Source organism: Actinomadura sp. NPDC048021, assembly GCF_040653135.1.
Lineage (GTDB): Bacteria > Actinomycetota > Actinomycetes > Streptosporangiales > Streptosporangiaceae > Spirillospora > Spirillospora verrucosospora.
Genome location: NZ_JBEZJQ010000006.1, coordinates 224,609 through 247,503 on the forward strand (window position 1 = coordinate 224,609; position 22,895 = coordinate 247,503).

General features: G+C 72.7%; 20 protein-coding genes. 5 read left to right on the forward strand and 15 right to left on the reverse strand.

The window, feature by feature from the left end; all coding sequences use genetic code 11:
- Position 1: 1 nt before the first annotated feature.
- From AB0C87_RS12765 to AB0C87_RS12830, 14 genes are all read right to left on the reverse strand, one after another.
- On the reverse strand, positions 2 to 1,414 hold the full coding sequence (locus AB0C87_RS12765) for a S28 family serine protease (protein WP_360577481.1): 1,413 nt from the start codon (positions 1,412 to 1,414) through the stop codon (positions 2 to 4).
- Between the two features lie 408 nt (positions 1,415 to 1,822).
- The gene (locus AB0C87_RS12770; protein ID WP_345175766.1) at positions 1,823 to 2,416 is read right to left on the reverse strand and encodes a GNAT family protein; all 594 of its coding nucleotides are present in this window, start codon (positions 2,414 to 2,416) and stop codon (positions 1,823 to 1,825) included.
- On the reverse strand, positions 2,413 to 2,844 hold the full coding sequence (locus AB0C87_RS12775) for a thioesterase family protein (RefSeq protein WP_089309629.1): 432 nt from the start codon (positions 2,842 to 2,844) through the stop codon (positions 2,413 to 2,415). The genes AB0C87_RS12770 and AB0C87_RS12775 overlap by 4 nt, the downstream gene beginning before the upstream one ends.
- A 700-nt stretch (positions 2,845 to 3,544) precedes the next feature.
- Positions 3,545 to 5,209: an energy-dependent translational throttle protein EttA gene (ettA, locus tag AB0C87_RS12780; RefSeq protein ID WP_345175770.1), complete on the reverse strand. Its 1,665-nt coding sequence runs from the start codon at positions 5,207 to 5,209 to the stop codon at positions 3,545 to 3,547.
- A 47-nt stretch (positions 5,210 to 5,256) separates the two neighbouring features.
- Complete coding sequence (locus AB0C87_RS12785) at positions 5,257 to 6,546, reverse strand: GGDEF domain-containing protein (protein ID WP_345175773.1); 1,290 nt, start codon at positions 6,544 to 6,546, stop codon at positions 5,257 to 5,259.
- A gap of 842 nt (positions 6,547 to 7,388) precedes the next feature.
- Positions 7,389 to 7,853, reverse strand: coding sequence for a single-stranded DNA-binding protein (locus tag AB0C87_RS12790; RefSeq protein WP_345175775.1), 465 nt, complete (start codon positions 7,851 to 7,853; stop codon positions 7,389 to 7,391).
- Between the two features lie 84 nt (positions 7,854 to 7,937).
- Entirely contained in the window at positions 7,938 to 9,653 is a 1,716-nt protein-coding gene (locus AB0C87_RS12795) for an ABC transporter (RefSeq protein ID WP_345175777.1), read from the reverse strand.
- Complete coding sequence (locus AB0C87_RS12800; protein WP_360577484.1) at positions 9,650 to 11,647, reverse strand: AAA family ATPase; 1,998 nt, start codon at positions 11,645 to 11,647, stop codon at positions 9,650 to 9,652. Before AB0C87_RS12800 ends, AB0C87_RS12795 begins: the two co-directional genes overlap by 4 nt.
- A complete protein-coding gene (gene cobA / locus AB0C87_RS12805; protein WP_345175782.1) occupies positions 11,644 to 12,882 on the reverse strand; it encodes a uroporphyrinogen-III C-methyltransferase in 1,239 nt (412 codons plus the stop codon). The genes AB0C87_RS12800 and cobA overlap by 4 nt, the downstream gene beginning before the upstream one ends.
- 127 nt (positions 12,883 to 13,009) lie before the next feature.
- Positions 13,010 to 14,089, reverse strand: a complete 1,080-nt coding sequence (gene cobT / locus AB0C87_RS12810; RefSeq protein ID WP_360577486.1) for a nicotinate-nucleotide--dimethylbenzimidazole phosphoribosyltransferase — start codon at positions 14,087 to 14,089, stop codon at positions 13,010 to 13,012.
- A gap of 17 nt (positions 14,090 to 14,106) precedes the next feature.
- Positions 14,107 to 15,132: an Rv2231c family pyridoxal phosphate-dependent protein CobC gene (gene cobC, locus AB0C87_RS12815; RefSeq protein ID WP_360577488.1), complete on the reverse strand. Its 1,026-nt coding sequence runs from the start codon at positions 15,130 to 15,132 to the stop codon at positions 14,107 to 14,109.
- On the reverse strand, positions 15,129 to 15,725 hold the full coding sequence (locus AB0C87_RS12820; protein WP_345175786.1) for a precorrin-8X methylmutase: 597 nt from the start codon (positions 15,723 to 15,725) through the stop codon (positions 15,129 to 15,131). Before AB0C87_RS12820 ends, cobC begins: the two co-directional genes overlap by 4 nt.
- On the reverse strand, positions 15,722 to 16,969 hold the full coding sequence (gene cbiE, locus AB0C87_RS12825; protein ID WP_345175788.1) for a precorrin-6y C5,15-methyltransferase (decarboxylating) subunit CbiE: 1,248 nt from the start codon (positions 16,967 to 16,969) through the stop codon (positions 15,722 to 15,724). The genes AB0C87_RS12820 and cbiE overlap by 4 nt, the downstream gene beginning before the upstream one ends.
- A 2-nt stretch (positions 16,970 to 16,971) precedes the next feature.
- Complete coding sequence (locus tag AB0C87_RS12830; RefSeq protein WP_360577490.1) at positions 16,972 to 17,451, reverse strand: hypothetical protein; 480 nt, start codon at positions 17,449 to 17,451, stop codon at positions 16,972 to 16,974.
- A gap of 132 nt (positions 17,452 to 17,583) precedes the next feature.
- Here AB0C87_RS12830 and AB0C87_RS12835 point away from each other — a divergent pair, with 132 nt between their 5' ends.
- The gene (locus AB0C87_RS12835; protein WP_345175792.1) at positions 17,584 to 18,210 is read left to right on the forward strand and encodes a helix-turn-helix domain-containing protein; all 627 of its coding nucleotides are present in this window, start codon (positions 17,584 to 17,586) and stop codon (positions 18,208 to 18,210) included.
- On the opposite strand, the gene AB0C87_RS12840 is transcribed toward AB0C87_RS12835, so the two are convergent.
- Entirely contained in the window at positions 18,207 to 18,719 is a 513-nt protein-coding gene (locus AB0C87_RS12840; RefSeq protein WP_360577492.1) for an ATP-binding protein, read from the reverse strand. The two genes, AB0C87_RS12835 and AB0C87_RS12840, sit on opposite strands and share 4 nt — an antisense overlap.
- A 202-nt stretch (positions 18,720 to 18,921) precedes the next feature.
- On the opposite strand from AB0C87_RS12840, the gene AB0C87_RS12845 reads away from it, so the two are divergent.
- The 4 genes from AB0C87_RS12845 to AB0C87_RS12860 all read left to right on the forward strand — a co-directional run bounded on the left by AB0C87_RS12845 (position 18,922) and on the right by AB0C87_RS12860 (position 22,877).
- The gene (locus AB0C87_RS12845; RefSeq protein WP_345175797.1) at positions 18,922 to 19,767 is read left to right on the forward strand and encodes a helix-turn-helix transcriptional regulator; all 846 of its coding nucleotides are present in this window, start codon (positions 18,922 to 18,924) and stop codon (positions 19,765 to 19,767) included.
- On the forward strand, positions 19,764 to 19,964 hold the full coding sequence (locus tag AB0C87_RS12850) for a DUF397 domain-containing protein (protein ID WP_089309643.1): 201 nt from the start codon (positions 19,764 to 19,766) through the stop codon (positions 19,962 to 19,964). Before AB0C87_RS12845 ends, AB0C87_RS12850 begins: the two co-directional genes overlap by 4 nt.
- Before the next feature lie 143 nt (positions 19,965 to 20,107).
- Positions 20,108 to 21,127, forward strand: a complete 1,020-nt coding sequence (locus AB0C87_RS12855; RefSeq protein ID WP_345175801.1) for an LLM class F420-dependent oxidoreductase — start codon at positions 20,108 to 20,110, stop codon at positions 21,125 to 21,127.
- 97 nt (positions 21,128 to 21,224) lie between these two features.
- Complete coding sequence (locus AB0C87_RS12860) at positions 21,225 to 22,877, forward strand: acetolactate synthase large subunit (protein ID WP_360577494.1); 1,653 nt, start codon at positions 21,225 to 21,227, stop codon at positions 22,875 to 22,877.
- Positions 22,878 to 22,895 lie beyond the last annotated feature (18 nt).

Consider the following 22,895-nt stretch of genomic DNA (forward strand, 5'->3'; position numbering starts at 1 on the left):
GCTACAGCGGCGGGCGCTGGAGCTGGAGCGGGTCGTCGGCCATCGGGGCCGACTTGAGGGTCTGCATGCCGGTTCCGACGCCCGCCCAGCGCTTGACGTCGGACATCGCCTTGGTCTGCTGGTCACCGGGCAGCTTGGCGATGAGGCGGCCGCTGTGGTTCATGCCCGGAGCGACGTAGACCGCCGAGTCGCGGCTGCCGCGCCCGAGGCGGAACGGCTCGGAACCCCACGGGTCGTTGGCGCCGTACAGGAACAGCATGTGGTTGGCGTTCCCGCGCACCCAGCGGTCGATGTCGCGCATGGCACGGCCGTTGTCGAACCGCATGGCGATGTCACGCGGGACGTAGGTGCGCGGCTGGTAGCTGTCCTCGTACCGCAGCAGCGGCCGCAGGTGCTTGAACTTCGGCGTCGGCCAGCCCAGCTGCGTCCCCGCCTGGTAGTAGTACGGGATGTACGGGGCGAGGCCCTGGTCGCTGTAGAACGAGAGCCCGGAGATGTTGTCGAGCGTCTCGTAGAGCTGGTCGTCCGTGGCGTCCTTCGCGTTCGGCAGCGCCGCGCAGGCGGACTGCAGGCTGTACTGCCAGAAGCCCCACTCGTAGTCCATCACCGAGTTCTCGAACGCGCGGTCCTGGGTGCGCAGGATGTCGAACGTCCAGCCGTTCTCGTCCGCGGCGGCCTTGAAGCGCTTGAGCATCTCGGTGCGGCGTTCGAGGAACTTGCGCGCGAGCGCCTTGACGTTCGCGCGGCACGCGGGGTCGGAGCCGACCGTCTGGAAGAACTTGTCGTAGGCGCGGTCGTCGTTGTTGTTGACGTCGTTCGGCGCCACGTACACGACGCTGCCGTCGACGTCCCGCGGGTAGAACCGCTTGTGGTAGACGGCCGTCATGCCGCCCTTGCTGGCCCCCGTCGAGATCCACTTGCCCTGGTAGATGGTCTTCAGGGCGCCGATCAGCCGGTGCTCGTCGGTGGCCGCCTGCCAGATCGTGTCCTTCTTCCAGTCCGTCGGCTCGGGACGGGACGGGGTGAAGTACCGGTACTCGACCGAGATCTGGTTGCCGTCGACCAGCGCCGTCGGCTCGGAGGTGAACATCGTCTCCGGCGTGTTGTACCCGCTGGTGTAGAGCACCATGGGACGGTCCGCCGACTTGTGCTGCAACATGATGCGCTGCTCGAACCACTGCCCCCGCGGGTTGCGGTGGTCGACAGGCTGCCGGTACTCCAGCCAGAACCAGCGCTGGCCGGGCAGGGTGGACGGCTTCTCCGTCACCCGCATGCCGGGGATCGCCTTCAGCTGGGCGAGGATGTCGCCCGCCTGGGCGGCGCCGGCCTTCGCCGTGCCCGCCTGAGCCGTGGCCGCGGCCTGCGCCGCGGTGGCGCCCGCCCCGGTCATGCCCGCGGCGAGCAGCAGTGCCATGGCTCCTCGTGAGACGCGCCGCATTGTGCCCCTTTCACGTGGGTTCTCCACATTCGCGTCGCGACCCTAGAGGGAGAAGCCCGGCTAAAACGGATTGCTGTTGGGCTTGTTACCTATCCGTGACAGGTCGGTTGTCACCCGATCAGACCGGAAAACAACCCCCAAGAGGGGCGGAAGCGTGATCAGGTACGCATTGGCGTTCACGCTGGGAGAACGCGGGGCGGCACGGTGGGCCTCGATCACGTCCGGAACGGCGACCAACGGGGAGCGGAGATCAGCTCGCCCCGGGCAGACGACCTGCGGAGGGCCGACCCTTCGACCGAGCGCGAGGCATCGGCAAGCCTGACGGGCACGCGGGTGCCGACGAAACGTCCGCCGGGGCGTGCAGGGATGGGGCCGGGCGGAGGATCAGGTGGGAGGGGCGAGGGCGAAGCCGTCGTCCCACGGGGCCAGGCGTTCGAAGAGCCGCTCGTCGTGCCAGCGCCCGTCCAGGTGGATGTGGCGGCGGGCCGTCCCCACGGGCGTGAACCCGTTGCGTTCGAGCACCCGCTGAGAAGCGACGTTGTCGACTCTCGTGAACGCCTCGACGCGGTGCAGGCGGAGCGCGCCGAACGCGACGTCCAGTGCCTGCCTGACGGCCTCGGTGGCGACGCCCCTGCCGGCGTGCGCGCGCGCCACCCAGTAGCCGACGAAGCAGCTCTGGAGAGGGCCGCGCAGAATGTTGTTGAGCGTGATGCGCCCGGCGACCTCGCCGTCGACGAGGATGACGCCCGGCCACATCTCCCCCGCCGCATACGCCTCGACCAGGTCGCGCAGGTTGTCGCGCTGGCCGTCGACGGTGAAGTACGCCTCCCCCCGCTCCGGTTCCCAGGGACGCAGGTAGGCGCGGTTCTCCCGGTACAGCGCCGCGAGCGCCTCCGCGTCCGCGATCTGGACGGCGCGCAGGCGCACCCCCACCCGACGTCCGTCGAGCGCGGGCGGGGGGCCGGCGAGCGCCGTCATGCGCGGGGCACCACGTACCGCCCGATGAACTCGCGTTCCTCCGGGGTGAAGCGGCGCAGGCGGTTCGCCTCCACGTCGAACGCGACGAGCGTCGAGGTCGCCTCCGCGTACACGTGGTCGTCGTCCCGCACCTCGTAGGCCAGCTTGAACGACGCGGCGCGGGCCTCGGTCACCCACGTCTCCACCCGGATCGGGTAGACGGTCGGGAGCAGCGGATACCGGTAGTCGATCTCGTGCCGGGAGATCACCATGCCGCGCACGGGCGGCTCCCCCTTGCGCACCGGGTCGCCGTGGAACATCTCCAGCCGCGCGTCCTCCAGGTAGCCGAGGAACTTGACGTTGTTCACGTGTCCCTGGGAGTCGATGTCACCGAACCGGATCTTGAACTCGTAGACGTGGCGGTACTCGGCCGCGGGCAACTGCTGCATGTCCTCGCCTGGGTACGGGAAACCGGGGGTCGGCCCGATGCTACCGGGCGCGGCCGAGGTCCCTGACAAGGCAGGGTCGCTCCAGGTCGAACCACCAGTCCGAACCCACGCGCCTCATCGCCGCGGGGGGATCCTCCAACCTCCACCCGCCGCCCTCACCACCCGCCACCTCACCGCAGCCCATGCCGCCCGACGAGTCGCAGAAAAAACCCAGATCCCACATGAAGCGGCCGCGGGCACACCTAAATCAACCAGCCACCTGTCACAACCAGCACAACCACATCCCGGCAACGCCCAGCACCTGGCACTCGGCGACCAAAGACCGGCGTCCAGCACGACCAAACCCCGGTGACGACCAGCAACCGGCATTCTGCACCCGGCACGGAATCGCATCCCGGTGACGACCGGCAACCGGCACGCAGTGACCGGAGACGGCGCGACGCCCCCGGAAACGACCGGCGACCGGGGCCTAGGCCGTGTTTCGAAGTCCCGTCTCACTTCGCTCGCCTGGCGGCTCGCTCCGTGACCGGGCCTGGGCGAACGCGGGCATCGCTTCGCGATCTGCCCGGCTCCGCTCGCCTCCGGCTTTACCGCCTTGGCAGGCGAACGCCAGGGAACAGGGGCGGCCGGGAACACGTACTGCTGAGGACGCGGACGGCCGCGCGATCGGTGATCGCGCGGCCGTTCGGGGAGGCGTGGGTCAGTCGCGCTTCAGCTTGCGGTGGGTGACCCGGTGCGGGCGGGCGGCGTCGGCGCCCAGCCGCTCGATCTTGTTCTTCTCGTAGTCGGCGAAGTTGCCCTCGAACCAGAACCAGTTCGAGCCCTCCTCCCACGCGAGGATGTGCGTGGCGATGCGGTCGAGGAACCACCGGTCGTGCGAGGTGATCACAGCGCACCCGGGGAACTCCAGGAGGGCGTTCTCCAGGCTGGACAGGGTCTCGGTGTCGAGGTCGTTGGTCGGCTCGTCCAGCAGCAGGACGTTGCCGCCCTGCTTGAGCGTCAGCGCCAGGTTGAGGCGGTTGCGCTCGCCGCCGGACAGGACGCCGGAGGGCTTCTGCTGGTCGGGGCCCTTGAACCCGAACGCCGCGACGTACGCGCGGGACGGCATCTCGACCTGGCCGACGTTGATGTGGTCCAGGCCGTCCGAGACGACCTCCCACACCGTCTTCTTCGGGTCGATGCCGCCGCGGCCCTGGTCGACGTAGGAGATCTTGACGGTCTCGCCGACCCGCAGGTCGCCGGCGTCCGGGTGCTCCTCCCCGACGATCATGCGGAAGAGCGTGGTCTTGCCGACGCCGTTCGGGCCGATGACGCCGACGATGCCGTTCGGGGGCAGGTTGAACGTCAGGCCGTCCATCAGGAGCCGGTCGTCGAAGCCCTTGTTCAGCTTGTCGGCGACGATCACCGTGTTGCCCAGGCGCGGGCCCGGCGGGATCTGGATCTCCTCGAAGTCGAGCTTGCGGTACTTGTCGGCCTCGGCGGCCATCTCCTCGTACCGCTCAAGGCGGGCCTTGCTCTTGGTCTGGCGGGCCTTGGGGTTCGAGCGCACCCACTCCAGCTCGTCCTGGAGGCGCTTCTTGCGCTTGGCGTCCTTGTTGCCCTCGACCTTGAGCCGCTCGGCCTTCTTCTCCAGGTAGACGGAGTAGTTGCCCTCGTAGGGGTAGCAGCGGCCGCGGTCGAGCTCCAGGATCCAGGTCGCCACGTTGTCGAGGAAGTACCGGTCGTGCGTGACGGCCAGGACGGTGCCCTCGTACTTGGCGAGGAACTGCTCCAGCCACTGGACGCTCTCGGCGTCCAGATGGTTGGTGGGCTCGTCCAGCAGCAGCAGGTCGGGCGCCTCCAGCAGCAGCTTGCACAGCGCGACGCGCCGGCGCTCGCCACCCGACAGCTTCGACACCTCGGCGTCGCCGGGCGGGCAGCGCAGCGCGTCCATCGCCTGGTCGAGCTGGCTGTCGAGGTCCCAGGCGTTGCGATGGTCGAGCTGCTCCTGCAGCTTGCCCATCTCCTCCATCAGCGCGTCGGAGTAGTCCGTCGCCATCAGCTCGGCGATCTCGTTGAACCGGTCGAGCATCGCCTTGGTCTCGGCGACGCCCTCCTGGACGTTCCCGAGGACGTCCTTCTCCTCGTTCAGGGGCGGCTCCTGCTGCAGCATTCCCACGCTGAAACCGGGCATGAGGCGCGCGTCGCCGTTCGAGGGCTGTTCCAGACCGGCCATCATGCGCAGCAGCGTCGACTTGCCGGTGCCGTTGGGCCCCAGGACCCCGATCTTCGCACCCGGAAGGAAATGCAGGGTGACGTCGTCAAGGACGACCTTGTCGCCATGTGCCTTGCGCACACGCTGCATCGTGTAGATGTACTCGGCCATATCGTCAAGACTAGGGGGTCCTGGAACCTGTTTTTCGCGTTGCCGCCTCAGTTGCCGGACGGCCTGGGGCCTTCCAGCGCGGGAAGGCACACCCGGTCGCGCCCCGAGGACTTCGCCCGGTAGAGCGCCAGGTCGGCCGCCGTCATGAGTTCCAGGAGGTCCTGGCCGTGGGTGCGGAACAGCGACACCCCCACGGAGACGGTGACGGTGACGGTGCCCTCCTCGGCCGGGACGGCGAGGCGGCGCACCCGGCCGCGGAGGCGTTCGGCGACGCGGCAGGCCTCCACGGTGTCGGCGCCCGGCAGCAGGACGACGAACTCCTCGCCCCCGAAGCGGCCCACCACGTCGTAGTCGCGCAGCTGGTGGCACAGGGTGCTCGCCACCCCCACCAGCACCTGGTCGCCGACCAGGTGGCCGTGGGTGTCGTTAACGCGCTTGAAATGGTCGATGTCGATCAGGAGGAGCGCGACGGCGTCGTGGGTGCGCTGGGCCCGGGAGAGCTCGGTGTCGGCCTCGCGCTGCCACGCGGCGGCGTTGAGCAGGCCCGTCTTGGCGTCGGTGCGCGCGGCCGCCTGGAGCTGCTGGTGCATCAGGCTGCGCTGCAGGAGCATCACCGGCGGAAGGGCGAGCAGGAGCAGGCCCAGTGACAGGGCGCTCGTGATCGCCACCAGGATGCCGACGCAGAGCTCCACCGTGTCGAGCAGGAGGCTCTCGCGCGTCCACAGGACGTCCCGCCACCGGCTCTCGGGATCGGCGGCGTGCGCGGCGACCGCGACGATCGCCGCGTTCACCACCGTGAACAGCGCCGCGCAGCCGACGGCCGCCGGGATGCCCGGGTAGCTCTCGACGACCCACTGCGGCGCCCCCTGCAGCGGGTCGGCCACCACCCGGTGGAACACCACCGACGCGCAAGCCCCGGCGATCCCGAGCGCGGCGGCGACGACCGCCCGCCGGTAGATCAGCGTCCGCCGGACGCGGAACTGCAGCAACGCCTGCATCGGCACCGGGACCAGCAGCGCGTACACCGGCGGCAGCAGCAGCGCGACCGGCAGCCACCAGGCCGACAGCAGGTCGCGCGCGACCCCCGCCGGCATCCCCAGCCTCCGCGTCGCCTCGATGCACACGGCGCCGCACGCCAGCAGCGCCCCGAAGGTCATCAGATCGTCGCCCCGGAACGGGGTCTCGACCAGCCCCGCGACGATCAGCCCCAGGTGGACGGCGACGACCACCGGCACGTAGACCGCGAGCAGGGACCGACGCCCAAGTCGCGCCCTGCGCCTCGGCCTGCGGACCAGCTCCCCACCACGGTCCTCGGCGGACGACTGCACTGCCGTCATCCTTCCCCCTTACGCGCATCACGTTGTGTAACACGATAGTTGCAACGTGTGCGGAACGGGCGTGAAACAGGTACGTTCGGGAACGCACATGCGGGTGACCGTTCTGATCACCGGTATCCGGGCCCGCTGATCCGCGGAGCCCGACCATCCTGAGGGGGACCACCATGCGCGGCGTTTCCTGGATCTGACCAGCAAGCAGCCACCCAAAACGCCGGGGGCGCGCGCTCACCGCTCCCACGGCCCACATCCCCCCACCGAACACTTTCGCCTCACCTCCAACTCCCACACCCGGCTCACGCCCGGCCCCAGCCGGGCCGCCCCGAGCACTGGCCGCACCTGGCCGCCACCCAGCCACCCCAAAACAGCGGGAGCAAGGAGCCAAAAACCCACCACCCCACACCAAAGCCACCCCACCAGCGGCGCCCACTCGCCCCGAGCACCCCCGGCCAAGCCGCTCCACCACGCACGCATCCCCTGCTCACGCCTTACGACAGGTGGCGCCCGCGGCGAGACCAGCCCGACCACGCACGCCGCCCCACCAACGGCGCCTACTCGTCCCGAGCACCCCCGGCGGAGCTTGCTCCGCCGCCGCGTGCATCCCTGGGTCACGCCGTGGGACAGGTCGCGCAGAGGAGCGTGGGTCGCTCGTCATTGCGCTAGGGCGCCCTGGAGAGAGCCGGTCGAGGGTCCCGCTGGCGCGTGCCCTTCTTTGGCTGCGTCGTGCGACGGGTGGGAGCGCGTATGGACCGAGCCAGGCCGAACCGCGCGTCGCCGCTTCTGTGGCAGCCGGGCGGCGTTCGGGGGTGCCGAGTGGGGCGGGTGGGTTCTCTCGGTGGGTGGGGTTAGGCGGCTTTGGGTTCGTCTTCTTCTGTGGGGGTGGTCAGGGCCCATTGGTCGGCGGTGTCGCGGGCCAGTTGGCGGTCTTCGTCGGTCAGGGGGCCGGTGCGTTGGGCGGGGCGGTAGTCGACGGTGCCGCGGGTCAGGTCGGGGCCCAGGGTGGTGGCCTCGACCTCGGCGGAGAAGCGCCACTGGTCGTCGCGTTCGTACTGGCGGATGCGCAGGCGGCCGGTGACCAGGACCGGCGTGCCGCGCTGGAGGTCGGACGCGTTGACGTTGTCGGCCAGGCCGCGCCAGCAGTTCACCGTGACGTACAGGGAATCGTCGTCCTGCCATTGGCCGGTCTGCCGGTCGAAGCGGCGGGGCGTGCAGCCCACCCGCAGCGACAGGAAGGGGTGGCCGTTGGCCGTCACGGCGTAGCGGGGCTCGGCCGCTACCCAGCCGGTGATGGTGACGTGCGCCTCGTTCATCGCGTCCTCCGTTGTCTCGCGTACGAGGACAACGGTGGCTCAGACGCGCAGGGCGGCGCCCGCGGTCGCGGAACTGTGGATAACTCAGCCGCGGCCGAGGGCGACGTCGACGTCCCGGCGGAAGCGGGCGTAGACCTCCAGGTCCTCCTCGATGGGGACGATCACCTTCTCGCGGGCGACGCGCTCGATGCCCTGGCGCATGTGCTGCTCCATCTTCTCGCCGTGCCTGGCGGACGACAGCGCGACCATGTTGCGGCACGCGGACGCGGTGAGCCAGCCCATGCCGAGCGTGCAGACGACCAGGATGGCGACGTAGGGGATCAGGCCCGCCTGGCCGATGAGGCCGTCCGGGTCGTCGCCGCCGAGGTCGAGCAGGCCGTAGGCGACGAGGAAGCCGATCCACACGACGCTGAGGGCGGCGACCAGGACGAGGAAGTACTGCCAGGTCTTGACCAGCCACCACCAGCGCGGCACCACGTTGAACGTGGGCAGGGCCTCCTTGAGGGACTCGCCGAGCGCCTCGGGGATCTCGGCGGCGTGGGAGCGGGCCGCGGCGCGGACGGAGCGGCCCCAGTGCGGCGGAAGCTCGGCGGTGACGCCCTCGGCGACGTTCTGGAGGGCGTTGTCCACGTCGCCCTGCTGGGCGCCGATCGGCCCGGTGAAGGCGTTGCGCAGTTCCTCGCGGAGCTCGGTGAGGCGCATCCGGCGCAGCGGGTCCGAGCGCAGCCGGGTGACCATGGCGGTGACGGGCCAGCCGATGAAGTCGGCGGCGCGCAGCTCGTAGGCGCTCTCCATGGCCTCGGCGACGGCGGGCGCGCCCGCGGCGTCGGTGAGGGACTGCAGGAGCTCGGCCTTGCGGCCGTCGTCGACCGTGACGGGCGGTTCGGCGTCGAAGCGGTAGGCGGTGAACCGCTCGGCGGCGCGGTCGACGTCGGCCGTCAGCCGCTCGGTGCGGGCCCGGCGGGCGGCGACGGTCTCGACGAGGGTGTCGCGGAAGCCGTGCACGCCGTCCTCGGCGACCGCGGAGGTGGTGACGATCCGCGGGTCGGCGAGCCCCTCGGCCTCCAGCAGGCGGCGCAGGTCGGCGACGCAGTCGTCGATCTCGTGGGGGGCGAGCCGGTCGACCTGGTTGAGGACGATCAGGGTGACGCCGGCGTGCCGGGCGAACGGGACGATGTAGTTGCGGTGCAGGGCGGCGTCGGCGTACTTCTGCGGGTCGACGACCCAGACCAGCAGGTCGGCGATGGTGACGAACCGGTCGACCTCGGCGCGGTGCATCGCCTGGATCGAGTCGTGGTCGGGCAGGTCGATCAGGACGAGGCCCTGCAGGGTGGCTTCGGCGCGCTCCAGGTCGAGGGCGCTGGCGCGGGCGTAGCGGTGGCGCTTGTCGACGTCGAGCCAGTCGAGGAGGGGGCCCGCGCCGTCCAGCCCCCAGACGCACGCGTGGGCCTTCGACGTCATCGGGCGGCGCATCCCGGTGGGCGACAGTTCGAGCCCGCAGATGGCGTTGAACAGGGAGGACTTGCCGCTGCCCGTGCCGCCCGCGAGGGTGACGACGGTGTGGTCGCCCGACAGCCGCAGCCGCTGGCCGGCGCGCCGCAGCAGCGCTCCGGCGTCGTCCAGGACGGGCTGGTCGAGCCGTCCGAGGCCGGCCTGGACGAGCCGGTCGAGCCCGTCGAGGCGCTCGACGAGTCCGGGCGGGCCGGCGGGCTCGGCGGGGGGAGCGGCTTCGGGCATGCCGGGGAGCGGGGTCTCGCCGGTTCCCGCCGTGGAGTTCGCGGGGATGGCCGAGGTGGTCATCGGGCAACCTCGAGGTTGTAGGTGGCCTGGTACAGCTGGACGGGGACGGTCTCGTCGGGGATGCCGGCGGAGTCGAGCACCTGCCCGAAGCGGATGGCCTCCTCGTCGAACAGCATCCCGATGCGGCTGCGCAGGTCGGCGCGGGCCTTGGCGCCCATGCCGCGCAGGGACTCGGCGCCGAACAGGGCCTTCAGCAGCCGCTGCGGGACGGCGCTGTTGCCGCCCTCCACGGCCACGTCGGACGTCCCGTACCCGAGCAGGCCGATCGTCAGGACGAGCGAGACCGCCTCGGTGTCGAACGAGACCAGCTTCGCGACGGAGCGCTTGGTGACGCCCTGGGTGCGGATCAGCTCCTGGACGTGGTCCTGCCAGGCGCTGACGGCCCGGGTGACGCGCCGCGACAGCTCCGGGGAGACGTGCCCGAGGCCGGCGTCGGCGCCGGCGAGCACCTGGGCGCCCGCCGGGTGCTCGCGCCAGCGGGCCATGACCTGCTCCGCGCCGTGCTCGGCGGACGCCATGATGAGCGATTCGAGGCCGCTGCGCAGCGCCGCCTTGAGGGCGCGGACGCGGGCCGGGCTGCGGTGGCGGCGGCTGGCGGCGCGGCCGCGCCGGGACCGCTGGACGTGCAGGGCGCGCAGCAGGTCGCCGGTGCCGGCGAAGTCCTGCCAGCGGGCCAGCACCTCGCCGCGCAGCAGCGAGCCGTTGCGGGTGGCCTCGTCCAGTTCGGCGAGGGCGGTGCCGTACCCGGCCTCGACCTCCCTGGCCAGCTCGGTGCGCCGCTCGACCTGCGCCTCGACCTGCCGGGCGAGCTCGGGGACGCGGGTGCGGAAGCTGTCCAGGACGGCGGCGAGGGTGTCGCTGACGACGATCTCGCGGTCCTCGGCGTCCTCGGCGACGCCGGTCAGCCAGTCGCGGATGTCCTCGACGGTCTCCTCGGGGAGGCGGCTCTCCTCGATCCGGGTCTCGGGGATGGTGAAGCGGCGCGCGTCGCCGACCTCGTGCTCGTCCAGCATCTCGGCGAAGTGCTCGACGATCTCGCCGCCGCCGGCGCCCGCGCCCTGCGGGACGCGCGACAGCACGACGCCGATCGTGGCGCCGTTCTCCTTGGCGCGCTGGAGCATCTGCCAGACCTGGGCGTCGGCGTAGCGGGCGGCGGTGGTGACGCACAGCCACAGGTCGGCGGCGGCCATCAGCTTGGTCGCGAACTCGTAGTGGTCTTCGAAGACGGAGTCGAAGTCGGGGCTGTCGAGGAGGGCGAGGCCGGGCGGCAGGACGTCGCTGGCGATGATGACCAGCTGGTCGCCCGCGATGGCGTCGGGCGCGGGGCCGCGGACCCGTCCCATGCCGGGCAGCATCGGCCCCTCCATGAACCACCGGACGTGGTCGGGGTGGCAGACGAGGATCGGGCTGCTGGTGGTGGGGCGCAGCACGCCGGTCGCGCTGACGCGGGCGCCGACGAGCGTGTTGACCAGGGTGGACTTGCCCGCGCCGGTGGAGCCGCCGAGCACCACGAGCATGGGGGCGCCGGACGCCTGGACGCGCGGCAGGACGTAGTCGACGAGCTGGGCGCGCAGTTCGTCGCGGGCCTCGCGGGCCTGTTCGACGCCGGGGACGTCCAGCAGGAGGTCGAACGCGCCGAGCTGTTCGCGCAGCGCGGTCAGGGCGCGGACCAGCTCGGCGCGGTTGACGGTCGCCCCGGCCTTGGGGGCGCGGCGCCGTCCGCGCCTGGGCCTGGCCTCGGCCTTCTCGCCGCTACCGGCCTCGTCGTCGGCCGCCTCGCCTTCGGGCGCCGCGTCGTCGTCGGCAGCGCCCTTCTCGGAGGTCTGCTTCCCGGCCGCCGCGCCGGGGCCTTCCGGGTCCTTCCCGGACGCGTCCTCGCCGCCCGTGGTCTCGCCGGACGCCGCGGCCTCGTCGGGGGCGGGCTCGCCGGCCCGGCCCGAGCCGGCGCCGGCCTCCTCGTCGTGGACCGTGCTCTGCTCTGCGGGGGGTGTCACGGATCCCGTCCCAAGTCCGCTCGAATCATGTCGATCTCTCGTGCCACGTTGACCACGTCGCCCACGACCACGATCGCCGGGGGCCGGACATCTCCGGCGGCCATCTCGTCGGCCACCGTGCCCAGCGTCGCCGTCAGCGCCCGCTGGCCGGGAAGGGTGCCGTCCTGCACCACGGCCACCGGCGTTCCGGACGACCGACCATAGCGCATGAGGGCCGCCGCGATGAGCGCCATCCGCTCCACCGCCATGAGCAGGACGATCGTGCCGTTCGCGCGGGCCAGCGCCTCCCAGTCGACGGTCGAGTCGGGGTGCCCGGGAGGGACGTGGGCGGAGACGACGTGGAACTCCTGCGCGACGCCCCGGTGGGTGACCGGGATGCCCGCGGCCGACGGAACGGCGACCGCGCTGGTGATGCCGGGGACGACCGTGACGGGGACGCCGTGGCGGGCGCAGTACAGGGCCTCCTCGCCGCCGCGCCCGAACACGAACGGGTCGCCGCCCTTGAGCCGGACGACGAAGCGGCCCCGCCGCGCGTGCTCGACCAGGGACTCGTTGATGCGGTCCTGGGTGACCGTCCGGCCGTAGGGGATCTTGGCGGCGTCGATGACCTCGACGTCGGCGGCGAGCTCGTCCAGCAGCCCGCCGGGGGCGAGGCGGTCGGCGACGACGACGTCGGCCATGGCGAGCAGCTGCCGCCCGCGCACGGTGATCAGGCCCGGGTCGCCCGGGCCGCCGCCGACGAGCGCGACGCCCGCGGGCTTGCTCCGGGAGTGCCGGGACTCCAGGGCGCCGTCGCGCAGGCCCTCCACCACCGCGTCGCGGATGCCGGCGGCGCGGCGCGGGTCGCCGCCGAGCAGCACCCCGACGGTGGCGTCGCCCGCGTGCCCGCTGGCGGGCGTCCAGGCCGGGGAGGACTCGGCGTCGTCGGCCCGGACGGACCAGATGCGCGCGGCGTCGGCCTCCGCCACCACGTCGCCGTTGACCTTGGCGTCGTCGGTGACGGCCTGCACCAGCCAGGCGCCCGCGCAGTCGCCGCGCCGGTAGCCCCGCCGGTGCCAGGTGATCCGGCCGCGCTCGGCGAGGCCCTCCAGGGTGGCGGTGACCGAGGGGGACACGAGGACCACCTCGGCGCCCGCGTCCAGCAGGGCGGGCACGCGGCGCTGGGCGACCCGCCCTCCGCCGACGACGAGGACGCGTCGCCCGCCGAGTCGCAGGCCTAGCAGGTACGGGGGCACGGTGGATCTCTCGGACGCGGGTGGCGGACGCTCTCTTTGTGGAACAAAGGTACTCGGCTCGGGGAGTCCGTGGAGAGGGGCCTCGCCCGTTCGATAGCCGAGCGTGACTTCTTCCGTGATCGCGCCGTTACGGCCGCCCGGCGCCCTTCTCGCTCACCCCGGCGGAGTCGAACGTGGCGACCTCGCGCAGGACCCGCGCCGCGCCCTGGACCAGTGGCAGCGCCAGGAGGGCGCCGGTCCCCTCGCCGAGCCGCAACTCCAGGTCGACCAGTGGCCGCAGGCCGAGGAACTCCACGGCGGCACCGTGGCCGGGCTCGGCGGAGCGGTGCCCGGCGACGCACGCGCCGAGGGCGTCCGGGCACAGCGCGGCGGCGGCCAGGGCGGCCGCTCCGGCGATCACGCCGTCGAGGACGACGGGGACGCGCAGGGCCGCCGCGCCGAGGACGAACCCGGCGATCGCCGCGTGCTCCAGCCCGCCGACCGCCGCGAGGACCTCCATCGGCGGCCGGCCGTGCCCTTCCCGCAGGCCGTGCCGGTCGAGGGCGGCGCGCACCACCTCGACCTTGTGGGCGTGGGTGGCGTCGTCGATGCCGGTCCCCCGGCCGGTGACCCGCTCGGGCGGCAGGCCGGTGAACGCGGCGATCAGCGCGGCGGACGCGGTGGTGTTGGCGATCCCCATGTCGCCGGTGAGCAGGCACCGGGCGCCCTGCCCGTGGAGGTCACGGGCGATCTCGATCCCCGTCTCGACGGCGCGCCGGGCCTGCCCGGCGGTCATCGCGGGCCCGGCCGTCATGTCGGCGGTGCCCGGCGCGATCTTGCGCTGGAGCAGGCCTGGGGCCTCCTCCAGCTCGGCGGCGACGCCGATGTCGACGACCGTGACGGCTGCGCCGACCTGGGCGGCGAACGCGTTGACGACGGCGCCGCCCACCAGGAAGTTGGCCACCATCTGCGCCGTGACCTCCTGCGGCCACGGGGTGACGCCCTGGGCGTGGACGCCGTGGTCGGCGGCGAACACGGCGACGGCGGCGGGCTCGGGCAGGGGCGGCGGGCACTGCCCGGCGAGCCCGGCGAGGCGGACCGACACCTCCTCCAGGACGCCGAGGGACCCGGGCGGCTTGGTGAGCCGGGCCTGCAGGTCGCGGGCGTCCCGTACGGCCGTCTCGTCCAGGGGGGCGATGGAGGCGACGGTCTCCTCGATCAGGTTCATGGTGTCCTTTCGGGGGGTCAGATGCCCAGCTCGCCGAGCACGTCCAGGAGCCGGTCGTCGGACGGACGGTCGCGCACGGCGATCCGCAGCCAGTCTGGGCCGAGCCCTGGGAAGGTGTCTCCGCGCCTGACGGCGTAGCCGCGCTGCCTGAGCAGGGCCCTGATGCCAAGGGCATCCGGCAGGCGGACGCACACGAACGACGCGCGCGCTTCCGGCACGACGTACAGGCCCCGTGCCGACAGCTCCGCGGCCAGCCGGTCGCGTTCGGCGGCGAGCTCGACGGCCCACGCCTCGCCCTCGGCGACGGCCTCGGGGGTGGAGCACGCCTCGACGGCGGCGAGCGCGGGCGTGGACACCGCCCACAGCGGCTGCGCCTCCGCCAGCCGTCCGATCAGGTGGGGGTCGGCCAGGACGTACCCGGCGCGGAGCCCCGCGAGCCCCCACGTCTTGGTCAGGGAGCGGATCACCACCACTCCGGGGGGCAGCCGGGCGGCGAGGCTCTCCGGTTCTCCCGGGACGCAGTCCATGAACGCCTCGTCGACCACGACCGTCCGTCCGGGGGCGGCCAGGGCGGCGAGCGCGGCGGCCGGGTGCAGGACCGAGGTCGGGTTGGTCGGATTGCCGATCACGACGAGGTCGGCGCCGTCCGGGACCGCCCGCGGGCCGAGGGTGAAGTCGCCCTCCAGGATCACCCGCTCCACCTCGTGCCCGGCGGCCCGCAGCGCCGCCTCCGGCTCGGTGAACTGGGGGTGCACCACCACGGCGCGGCGCGGGGTGAGCACCCGCGCGAGCAGCACGAACGCCTCCGCGGCCCCGGCGGTGAGCAGCACCTCCTCGACGGACCTGCCGTGCCGTGCGGCGACCGCCTTGCGGGCCGGGCGGGGGTCGGGGTAGGCGGCGAGGTCGTCGACGGACGCGCGGATCCGCTCGGCCAGCCACGCGGGGGGCGTGCCGGTGCGGACGTTCACGGCGAAGTCGGCGAGGCCGTCGCCGACCTCGGTGTCGCCGTGGTGGCGCAGGTCGATCTCGGCGGGCCCGGTCACGGCCGCTCCGCCTCGTGGTAGAGCAGCGCGTTGACGGCGGCGGCCGCGACCGCCGACCCGCCCTTCTCCGAGACGTTGCTGAGCTGCGGCAGCCCGCTCGCGCGCAGGGCCTCCTTGGCCTCGCAGGCGCCGACGAATCCGACCGGCATCCCGATCACCAGGGCGGGGCTCACCCGGCGGGCGATGATCTCGAAGACGGCCTCGGGCGCGGAGCCGACCACCCAGACCGCCCCCGGCCCCACCTCCGAGTACGACAGCCGGACGGCCGCGGCCGACCGGGTGATGCCGGCGGCGCGCGCCATCCGGGCGGCGGCCGGGTCGGCGGCGTGGCAGACCGCCTCGCGGGCGCTGATCCCGGCGGCGGCCATGCCCTCGTCGGTGACGATCGGCGCCCCGGCGCGCAGCGCGGCCCAGCCCTGGGCGAGGGACTCCTCGGTGGTCACCAGGTCCACCGCGTACTCCAGGTCGGCGGTGGCGTGGATGACCCGCTCGGCCACCGCCCGCCACAGCGGCGGCATCGGGGACAGGTCGACGCGGGACCGGAGGACCTCATACGAGCGCACCTCGATCGGGTGGGGCCGGCGGACGGTCAACTGCGCTCCTCCACAACTCCGGGCAACGCGGGGATGGTCTCGACGGGGCGGCCCGTCCGGGACGGCCGCTCCGCGGGGGTGCGGGCGTCGCGCTCGCCCCAGACGACGATCACTGGCTCCGGGGCCTCGCCCCGCGGGGTCAGCGGGGCGGCCTGGAGCCGGACGGCGTCGGCGGCGAAGCCCTGCCCGCCCAGTTCGTCCAGTATGGCCTGAGCCTCGCCGGCCGTGGCGAGCACGACGATCCGGGACGGCCGGAGCCCCGCGCAGACCCGCACGGCCTCCGGCCCGCCGCGGCCGAGGAAGACGGCGTCGGGCCGCGGAAGGTGCTCGGCGCTGGACCGGACGTCGCCCGACGCCATCGCGACCTTGACCCCGTGCAGGCGGACGTTCTCCCGCACCCGGGCGCACGCGGAGTGGTCGCGGTCGACGGCGACGACGGCGGCGCCGAAGCGGGCGCACTCGATGCCGACCGAGCCGTCGCCGGACTCCACGTCCCACACCATGTCGCCCACCCTCGGGCCGAGCTTGGCCAGGACGAAGGCGCGCACCTCGGGGCGCGGGCCGGGTCCGTCGCCGAAGGCCTCCGCCGGGAGCGCCCATCCGGCGGGGGCGGGCACGGGCCCGGACACCCAGCTCGCTTCTCCCAGCGCGTGGCGGTTGTCCAGGACGAGCACGACCTCGGGGTCGTTCCATGGGCGGGTGGTCGCCTCCGCTGGGCGGACGTAGACGATCCGCTCCTTGGGCCCGCCCAGGTCTTCGCAGACCACGAACGAGCGCGGCGTGACGGGGAACAGCGCCCGCGCCAGTTCGGACGGTCCTGCCCCCGGCTCCGTCAGGACGGCCACTTTCGGGTGGGCGCGGCATGCGTTGACGGCCTGTCTCAGGTGCCCGTCCTTGGCGGAGACGACCAGAGCGTCGTCCCAGGGCAGTCCTGCTTGGGCGAAAGCACGCGCCACCAGGGTCGTCGCGGGGAACGTCTCTGGCGCGTGGCCCTGTTCGAGCAGTTCGCGGACGACTCCGAAGTAGCCGGGGTCGCCGTTCACGACGAGGACGACGTCCTCCTTGGAGACATCGACGCCTTCCAGTGCCTCGGCGAACTCCGTGGTGGCGACCGTGCGCGCGTCCGTCGCCATGGGCAGCCCGTCCAGGTGAGCTGGGGCTCCTATGACCAGCGTGGCACTTTCCAGGGCCGCCTTGGCTTCTTCCGAGAGGGGCGTTCCGTCGCGGCCGACGACCGTCAGCATCGCTATCGGGCCATCCGCCCGTACATGCCGACCATGCGCTCCCCCGCCGCGTCCAGGAGCACCACCTGGGCCGCGACCGGGCTGGCCGCGGCCCCCGACGCCTCGGCGGCGAGGCGTTCGAGGCCCCCGGCCGTCCTGCGGCACAGCTCGCGGCCGCAGGGGCCGAGCTTGCCCGCGGCGTCCCACAGCCCGTAGACGTCCCGGACGGCCGGGGCCTGCGCCACCCGGCCGGCCAGGGCGGGACCGCAGTCCATGTCCAGCGTGATCGATTCCAGCAGGCCCGCGGCGCCGCCGAGGAAGGCGGCCTGGTCCTCCATGCGGGCGACCAGGACGACCTGTGCGAGCCCGTCCTCGACCGCCTCCCGCAGCCGGTCGGCGGCGATCGGGCCGAAGCACCGGTCCGGCAGGTTCGGCAGCATCCGGCGCGCGGCCTCCCGCGCGCCGTCCCCGTACATCACGAGCGTCTTCTCCGCAGCGGTCACCTGTGCCGTCCCTCCTGGTCGTCGGCGACGAGCCTCCCGGAGGCGCCGCCGGCGCGGCGCCACGGCACGCCGACGAGCGGCGGATCGGTCGCGGCCGCACGGCGCCGGCCGCCCACAGAATAGGCTGTCGCGGTGAGCTACCAGCGCCTGTCCCCGGACGAGCGGCGCGCCCAGATCCTGGACGTCGCGCGGCGGATGTTCACCGAGCTGCCGTACGCCGAGGTGTCCACGGCCGCGATCGCGCGGGAGACCGGCGTGCAGCGCGGCCTGATCCACTACTACTTCGGGACGAAGCGGGAGCTGTTCCTCAAGGTCGTCCAGGGGCTGACGGCCTCGGCCGCGATGCAGGCCCCGCCGCCGGACGAGCGGCTGGCGCTGCCCGAGGCGGTCGACCTGCTCGTCAACCTGTTCCTCGACACCGCCGAGCGCAACGCGACCACGTGGTTCGCCGCGCTCGACGCCGAGGGGTTCGGGCAGGACCCCGAACTCCTGCGCATCGTCAACCGGTTCCGGGACGAGACGGTCGAGCACATGCTGGCCGTGCTGCGCGTGGCCGAGCCGACCGAGACGCTGCGGGCCGTGCTGCGCGCCTACTCCGGGCTCGCGGACGCGGCGACGCGCCAGTGGCTCCAGGAGAAGACCCTCGACCGCGACCAGGTGCGCACGCTGCTCACCCGGTCGCTGCTCGCGCTGGTCAGCGACATCGGCCCCGCCCTGGAGAAGCCCCGGGAGGACCGGCCGCGGGCCGGCGCGGGCTAGCCGCGAGGCGTCTCGACGGTCCCCGGGACGGCGAACCAGACGGCCTTGCCGCGGACGGGCGGCCCGAGGCGGGAGAGGGTCCGCCGCAGGCCCCAGCGTCCGAGGGACAGCTCGTGGACGATGCTGAGCCCGCGCCCGCAGTCGCCGGACGTCCAGGAGTACCCGGGCAGGCCGACGTCGCCGTAGGTGTCGAAGACGGCGCACCGCAGTTCGCCCGCCGTCCCGTCGCCCATGTAGAGCCACAGCTCGTGCGGGCCGTGCTCGCCGGCGTGCTGGTGGGCGTTGGTGGCCAGCTCGCTCACCATGAGCCGGGCGTCGTCCGCCCCGGCGGGCGGGACGCCGAGGGAGGCGAGGGCGTCGCGCAGGACGCGGCGGGCGTACCCGGCGCCTCCGGGGCCGCCCGGCAGGGCCCACACCCAGCCGGGCACGCCGTCGCGCCGGGCCGGGTCGCGGCCCGCCATGGCGTGGGCCATGGTCTCCGCCGTCAGATCGGCTGGCGTGGTCTTCACGGTTCCTCCCGCGGTACTGGTGCGAATGCGAAGGGCGGGCGGGGCGACCGGTCGTCACTCTCGGTTGACGACCGATCACGGATCCAAGAGTCTCCTGAGATTCTCACAAACGCAACACCCTTCCCGGAATTGCTCTGACCTTCCTGCCGGGTTCGTCAATCGCGTTGTGACGGGCGCCGGGAGTGATAAAGACTCCACTCCCATGACCTACCGCCCCACCGTCCGTGGCCGACGACTCGCCAGGGAGCTCCGCAAGCTGCGCGAGGAGCAGGGCCTGACACTGCAGGAAGTGGCGGACCGGCTCGACTGGTCGAGAGCCACCGTCTCCCGCCTGGAAACCAGCCAGACCCGCCCCAAACCCGGCGACATCGCCGACATCCTCGACCTCTACGGCGTGCCGAGCCCGGACCGCGACGCGCTCATCACCCTGGCCCGGCAGGCCGGGCAGCGCGGCTGGTGGACCGCCTACCAGGACGTCTTCGCCGGCAGCTATGTCGCGCTGGAGGACGAGGCCTCCCACATCCGCACCTGGGACCCGCAGCTCGTGCACGGCCTGCTGCAGACCGAGGACTACTCCCGCGCGGTGATCACCGCGGGCCGGCTGCTGCCCTCGGACGAGGAGATCGAGCGCCGCATCGCCGCCCGCAAGATCCGCCAGGCGCTGCTGGACCGCGCCGACGCGCCGCGCCTGGAGGTGATCTTCGATGAGGCGGTGCTGCACCGCCCGATCGGCGGCGAGGAGGTGATGCGGGCCCAGCTGAACGTCCTCGCCACCGCCGCGGAGATCCGCCCATCCGTGACCATCCAGGTACTCCCCTACACAGCAGCGGCGCATGCGGGCTTGGACGGACGTTTCACCATATTGTCGTATCCGGACCCGGCAGACCCCGATATCGCCTACGTCGAGGGCACTATGGGCGACGTTTACCTCGAGAGCGCCGAGGAAATAGCAAAACATAGGGATCGCTTCGAACGCATCGCGAAGCGAGCCCTGTCCCCCGAGGAGTCCGCGCACCTCATAGCCAAGGCAGCAAGGAGCAGCCTGTGACCCACCTCCAGCGCGAACTCACCCTGGCCGTCTGGCGCAAGTCGTCCCGCAGCGGAAGCGGAGACCAGTGCGTCGAGATGGCGGCCCTGTCCAGCGACCTGCGCGCGGTGCGCGACTCGAAAGACCCCTCCGGGCCGGCCCTCGTGCTGACGCCGGCCGCCTGGCGGGGCCTGCTGGACGGGATCAAGGAGAGCTAGCGACCGGTCGACGGGGCCGCGGCGAGGTTCGCCGCGGCCCCGTCGCCGTACCTCCCCCGGTCCCACACCCTCCCCGGCACCCCTTCCGAGAAAATAGAACGTGTTCTAGTATCGCCGGTGCGTCGACTACCGGAGGGTGCAACGTGACCGCGGAACTCAAGCTCGGCATCAACGTCGGCTACTGGCAGCGCGACCCCGACGACCAGACCGAGACGGTCCTGGCCGCCGAGCGCTGCGGCTACGACTCGGTGTTCACCGCCGAGGCGTACGGCTCGGACGCGTTCACCACGCTGGCCTGGTACGGCGCCCGCACGTCCCGGATCAAGCTGGGCACGGCCGTCGTCCAGATGTCGGCGCGGACCCCCGCGGCCACCGCGATGCACGCGCTCACCCTGGACGCACTGTCGGGCGGGCGCGTGATCCTCGGCCTCGGCGCGTCCGGCCCCCAGGTCGTGGAGGGCTGGTACGGGCAGCCGTTCCCGAAGCCGCTCGCCCGCACCCGCGAGTACCTCGACATCGTCCGGCAGGTGTGGCGCCGCGAGGAGCCGGTGACCAGCGAGGGCCCGCACTACCCGCTGCCGTACCCCGGCGGGTCGGGCCTCGGCAAGCCGCTGAAGTCGATCGCCCACCCCGTGCGCCCGGAGATCCCCGTCTACCTGGGCGCGGAGGGCCCGAAGAACGTCGCGCTGTCGGCCGAGGTCGCGCAGGGCTGGCTGCCGCTGTTCGTCGACCCCGAGCAGATCGAGCCCGTCTTCGGCGGGTCGCTGGCCGGGCGCCCGGAGGGCTTCGAGATCGCCGCGACCGTCACCACGATCGTCACCGACGACCTGGCGTCCGCGCTGGAGTTCGCCAAGATCCCGCTCGCCTTCTACATCGGCGGGATGGGCGCCAAGGACCGCAACTTCCACCTCGACCTGATCGGCCGGCTCGGCTACGCGGAGGAGGCGGCACGCGTCCAGGAGCTGTTCCTGAGCGGCCGCCGGGACGAGGCGATCAAGGCCGTCCCGGACGCGCTGGCCGACGCGATCTCGCTCCTCGGCCCGCTCGGGCGGATCAAGGAGAGGCTGCGGCTGTGGCGCGACAGCCCGGTCACCACCCTGCTGATCGCCGGGGTGAGGGACGAGCCGACGCTGCGCGCCGTCAAGGAGATGGCCGACTCCTGAGAGACCGACGACACATCATCGCGCGGAATGGAGGTAGGGACCCGGGTGCTGCACGGTAGGCACCCAGGAAAGACGCAGACTGGAGATGGGACGCACGATGTCCACGCAGGACGCCGCCCGGCTTCTCGTCAGGACCCTGGAGGCGGAGGGCGTCGAGTACGTCTTCGGCATCCCGGGTGAGGAGAACATCCATTTCGTCGACGCGCTGAACGACTCGCCGATCCGCTACGTCCTCGTCCGGCACGAGCAGGGCGCCGCGTTCATGGCGGAGATCTACGGCCGCCTCACCGGGAAGGCGGGCGTGGCCTCCGCCACGCTCGGCCCGGGAGCGATCAACCTCCAGCTCGGCGTCGCGGACGCCACCACCAACAGCACGCCCGTCGTCGCGATCTCCGCCCAGGTCGGCCTGGACCGGATCTACAAGGAGTCGCACCAGATCGTCGACCTGGTGTCCCTGTTCCGCCCGATCACCAAGTGGTCGGAGCTGGCCCCGCGGGCGGAGGCGCTGCCCGAGATGGTGCGCAAGGCGTTCAAGACGGCGCAGACCGAGCGCCCCGGCGCCGTCTACCTGGCGATCCCGGAGGACGTCGAGTCGGCCGAGGTCTCCGCCGACCTCGGGCCGCTGCCGGTGAACGTCGTGCGCCCGCAGGAGCCGTCCGCGGCCCAGATCGCCCGCGCCGCCGACGTGATCGCGCTCGCGCGGCAGCCGATCGTGCTGGCGGGCCACGGCGCCACCCGGGCCCGCGCGAGCGACGCCCTCGTGTACTTCTCCGAGCGCCTCGGCCTGCCGGTCGCCACCACCTTCAACGGCAAGGGCGTCTTCCCCGACGACCACCGCAACGCCCTCGGCGCGGTCGGCTTCATGCGCCACGACCACGTCAACTTCGGCTTCGACGAGGCGGACGTGCTGATCGCCGTCGGCTACGAGCTGCAGGAGTTCGACCCCGTCAAGGTCAACCCGAACGCGGACAAGAAGATCATCCACATCCACCAGTCGCCCGCCGAGGTGGACGACCACTACCCGGTCGAGGTCGGCATCCAGGGGGACGTGTCCCGGTCGCTGCGCGCCCTCGCCGACTCGGTCCACCGCCGCTTCGACGTGAACGCGACGGGCCAGAAGATCCGTCGGATGCTCCAGGAGGAGCTGGCCGAGGGCGCGACCGAGGACGGCTACCCGCTCTCCCCCCGCCGCATCGTCGCCGACGTCCGCGCCGCGATGCGCCGCGGCGACATCGTCCTGGCCGACACCGGCGCGGTGAAGATGTGGATGGCCCGCATGTATCCGACCTACGAGCCGAACACGCTGCTGGTCTCCAACGGCCTGTCCTCGATGGGCTTCTCCGTCCCCGGCGCGATCGCCGCCAAGCTCGCGCACCCGGACCGCAGGGTCCTGGCGGCGACGGGGGACGGCGCGTTCCTGATGAACTCCCAGGAGCTGGAGACGGCCGTCCGCGAGAACATCCCCATCACCGTCCTGATCTGGGACGACTCCGCCTACGGGCTGATCGAGTGGAAGATGGACCTCGACCTCGGGCGCAGCTCCAACATCAGGTTCGGCAACCCCGACTTCGTCCGGTACGCCGAGAGCTTCGGCGCCCGCGGCTACCGCGTCGAGTCGGCCGCCGAGCTGCTGCCCACGCTGCGCAAGGCCCTCGCCGAGGACGCGGTCTCCGTCATCGCCGTCCCGGTCGACTACTCCCACAACCTGGCGCTGACCGACAAGCTCGGCGACCTCACCGGCCCGTTCTGACGCCGCGCGGCGCGGCCG

Bases quoted from the DNA above. Each gene is read 5' to 3' on its own strand.
- AB0C87_RS12845 (WP_345175797.1), top strand. From the start codon at position 18,922: ATGACCTACCGCCCCACCGTCCGTGGCCGACGACTCGCCAGGGAGCTC.
- AB0C87_RS12790 (WP_345175775.1), bottom strand. From the start codon at position 7,853: ATGAACGAGGCGCACGTCACCATCACCGGCTGGGTAGCGGCCGAGCCC.
- AB0C87_RS12785 (WP_345175773.1), bottom strand. From the start codon at position 6,546: ATGACGGCAGTGCAGTCGTCCGCCGAGGACCGTGGTGGGGAGCTGGTC.
- AB0C87_RS12770 (WP_345175766.1), bottom strand. From the start codon at position 2,416: ATGACGGCGCTCGCCGGCCCCCCGCCCGCGCTCGACGGACGTCGGGTG.
- AB0C87_RS12765 (WP_360577481.1), bottom strand. From the start codon at position 1,414: ATGGCACTGCTGCTCGCCGCGGGCATGACCGGGGCGGGCGCCACCGCG.
- cobT (WP_360577486.1), bottom strand. From the start codon at position 14,089: ATGAACCTGATCGAGGAGACCGTCGCCTCCATCGCCCCCCTGGACGAG.
- AB0C87_RS12775 (WP_089309629.1), bottom strand. From the start codon at position 2,844: ATGCAGCAGTTGCCCGCGGCCGAGTACCGCCACGTCTACGAGTTCAAG.
- ettA (WP_345175770.1), bottom strand. From the start codon at position 5,209: ATGGCCGAGTACATCTACACGATGCAGCGTGTGCGCAAGGCACATGGC.
- AB0C87_RS12860 (WP_360577494.1), top strand. From the start codon at position 21,225: ATGTCCACGCAGGACGCCGCCCGGCTTCTCGTCAGGACCCTGGAGGCG.
- AB0C87_RS12795 (WP_345175777.1), bottom strand. From the start codon at position 9,653: ATGACCACCTCGGCCATCCCCGCGAACTCCACGGCGGGAACCGGCGAG.
- cbiE (WP_345175788.1), bottom strand. From the start codon at position 16,969: ATGCTGACGGTCGTCGGCCGCGACGGAACGCCCCTCTCGGAAGAAGCC.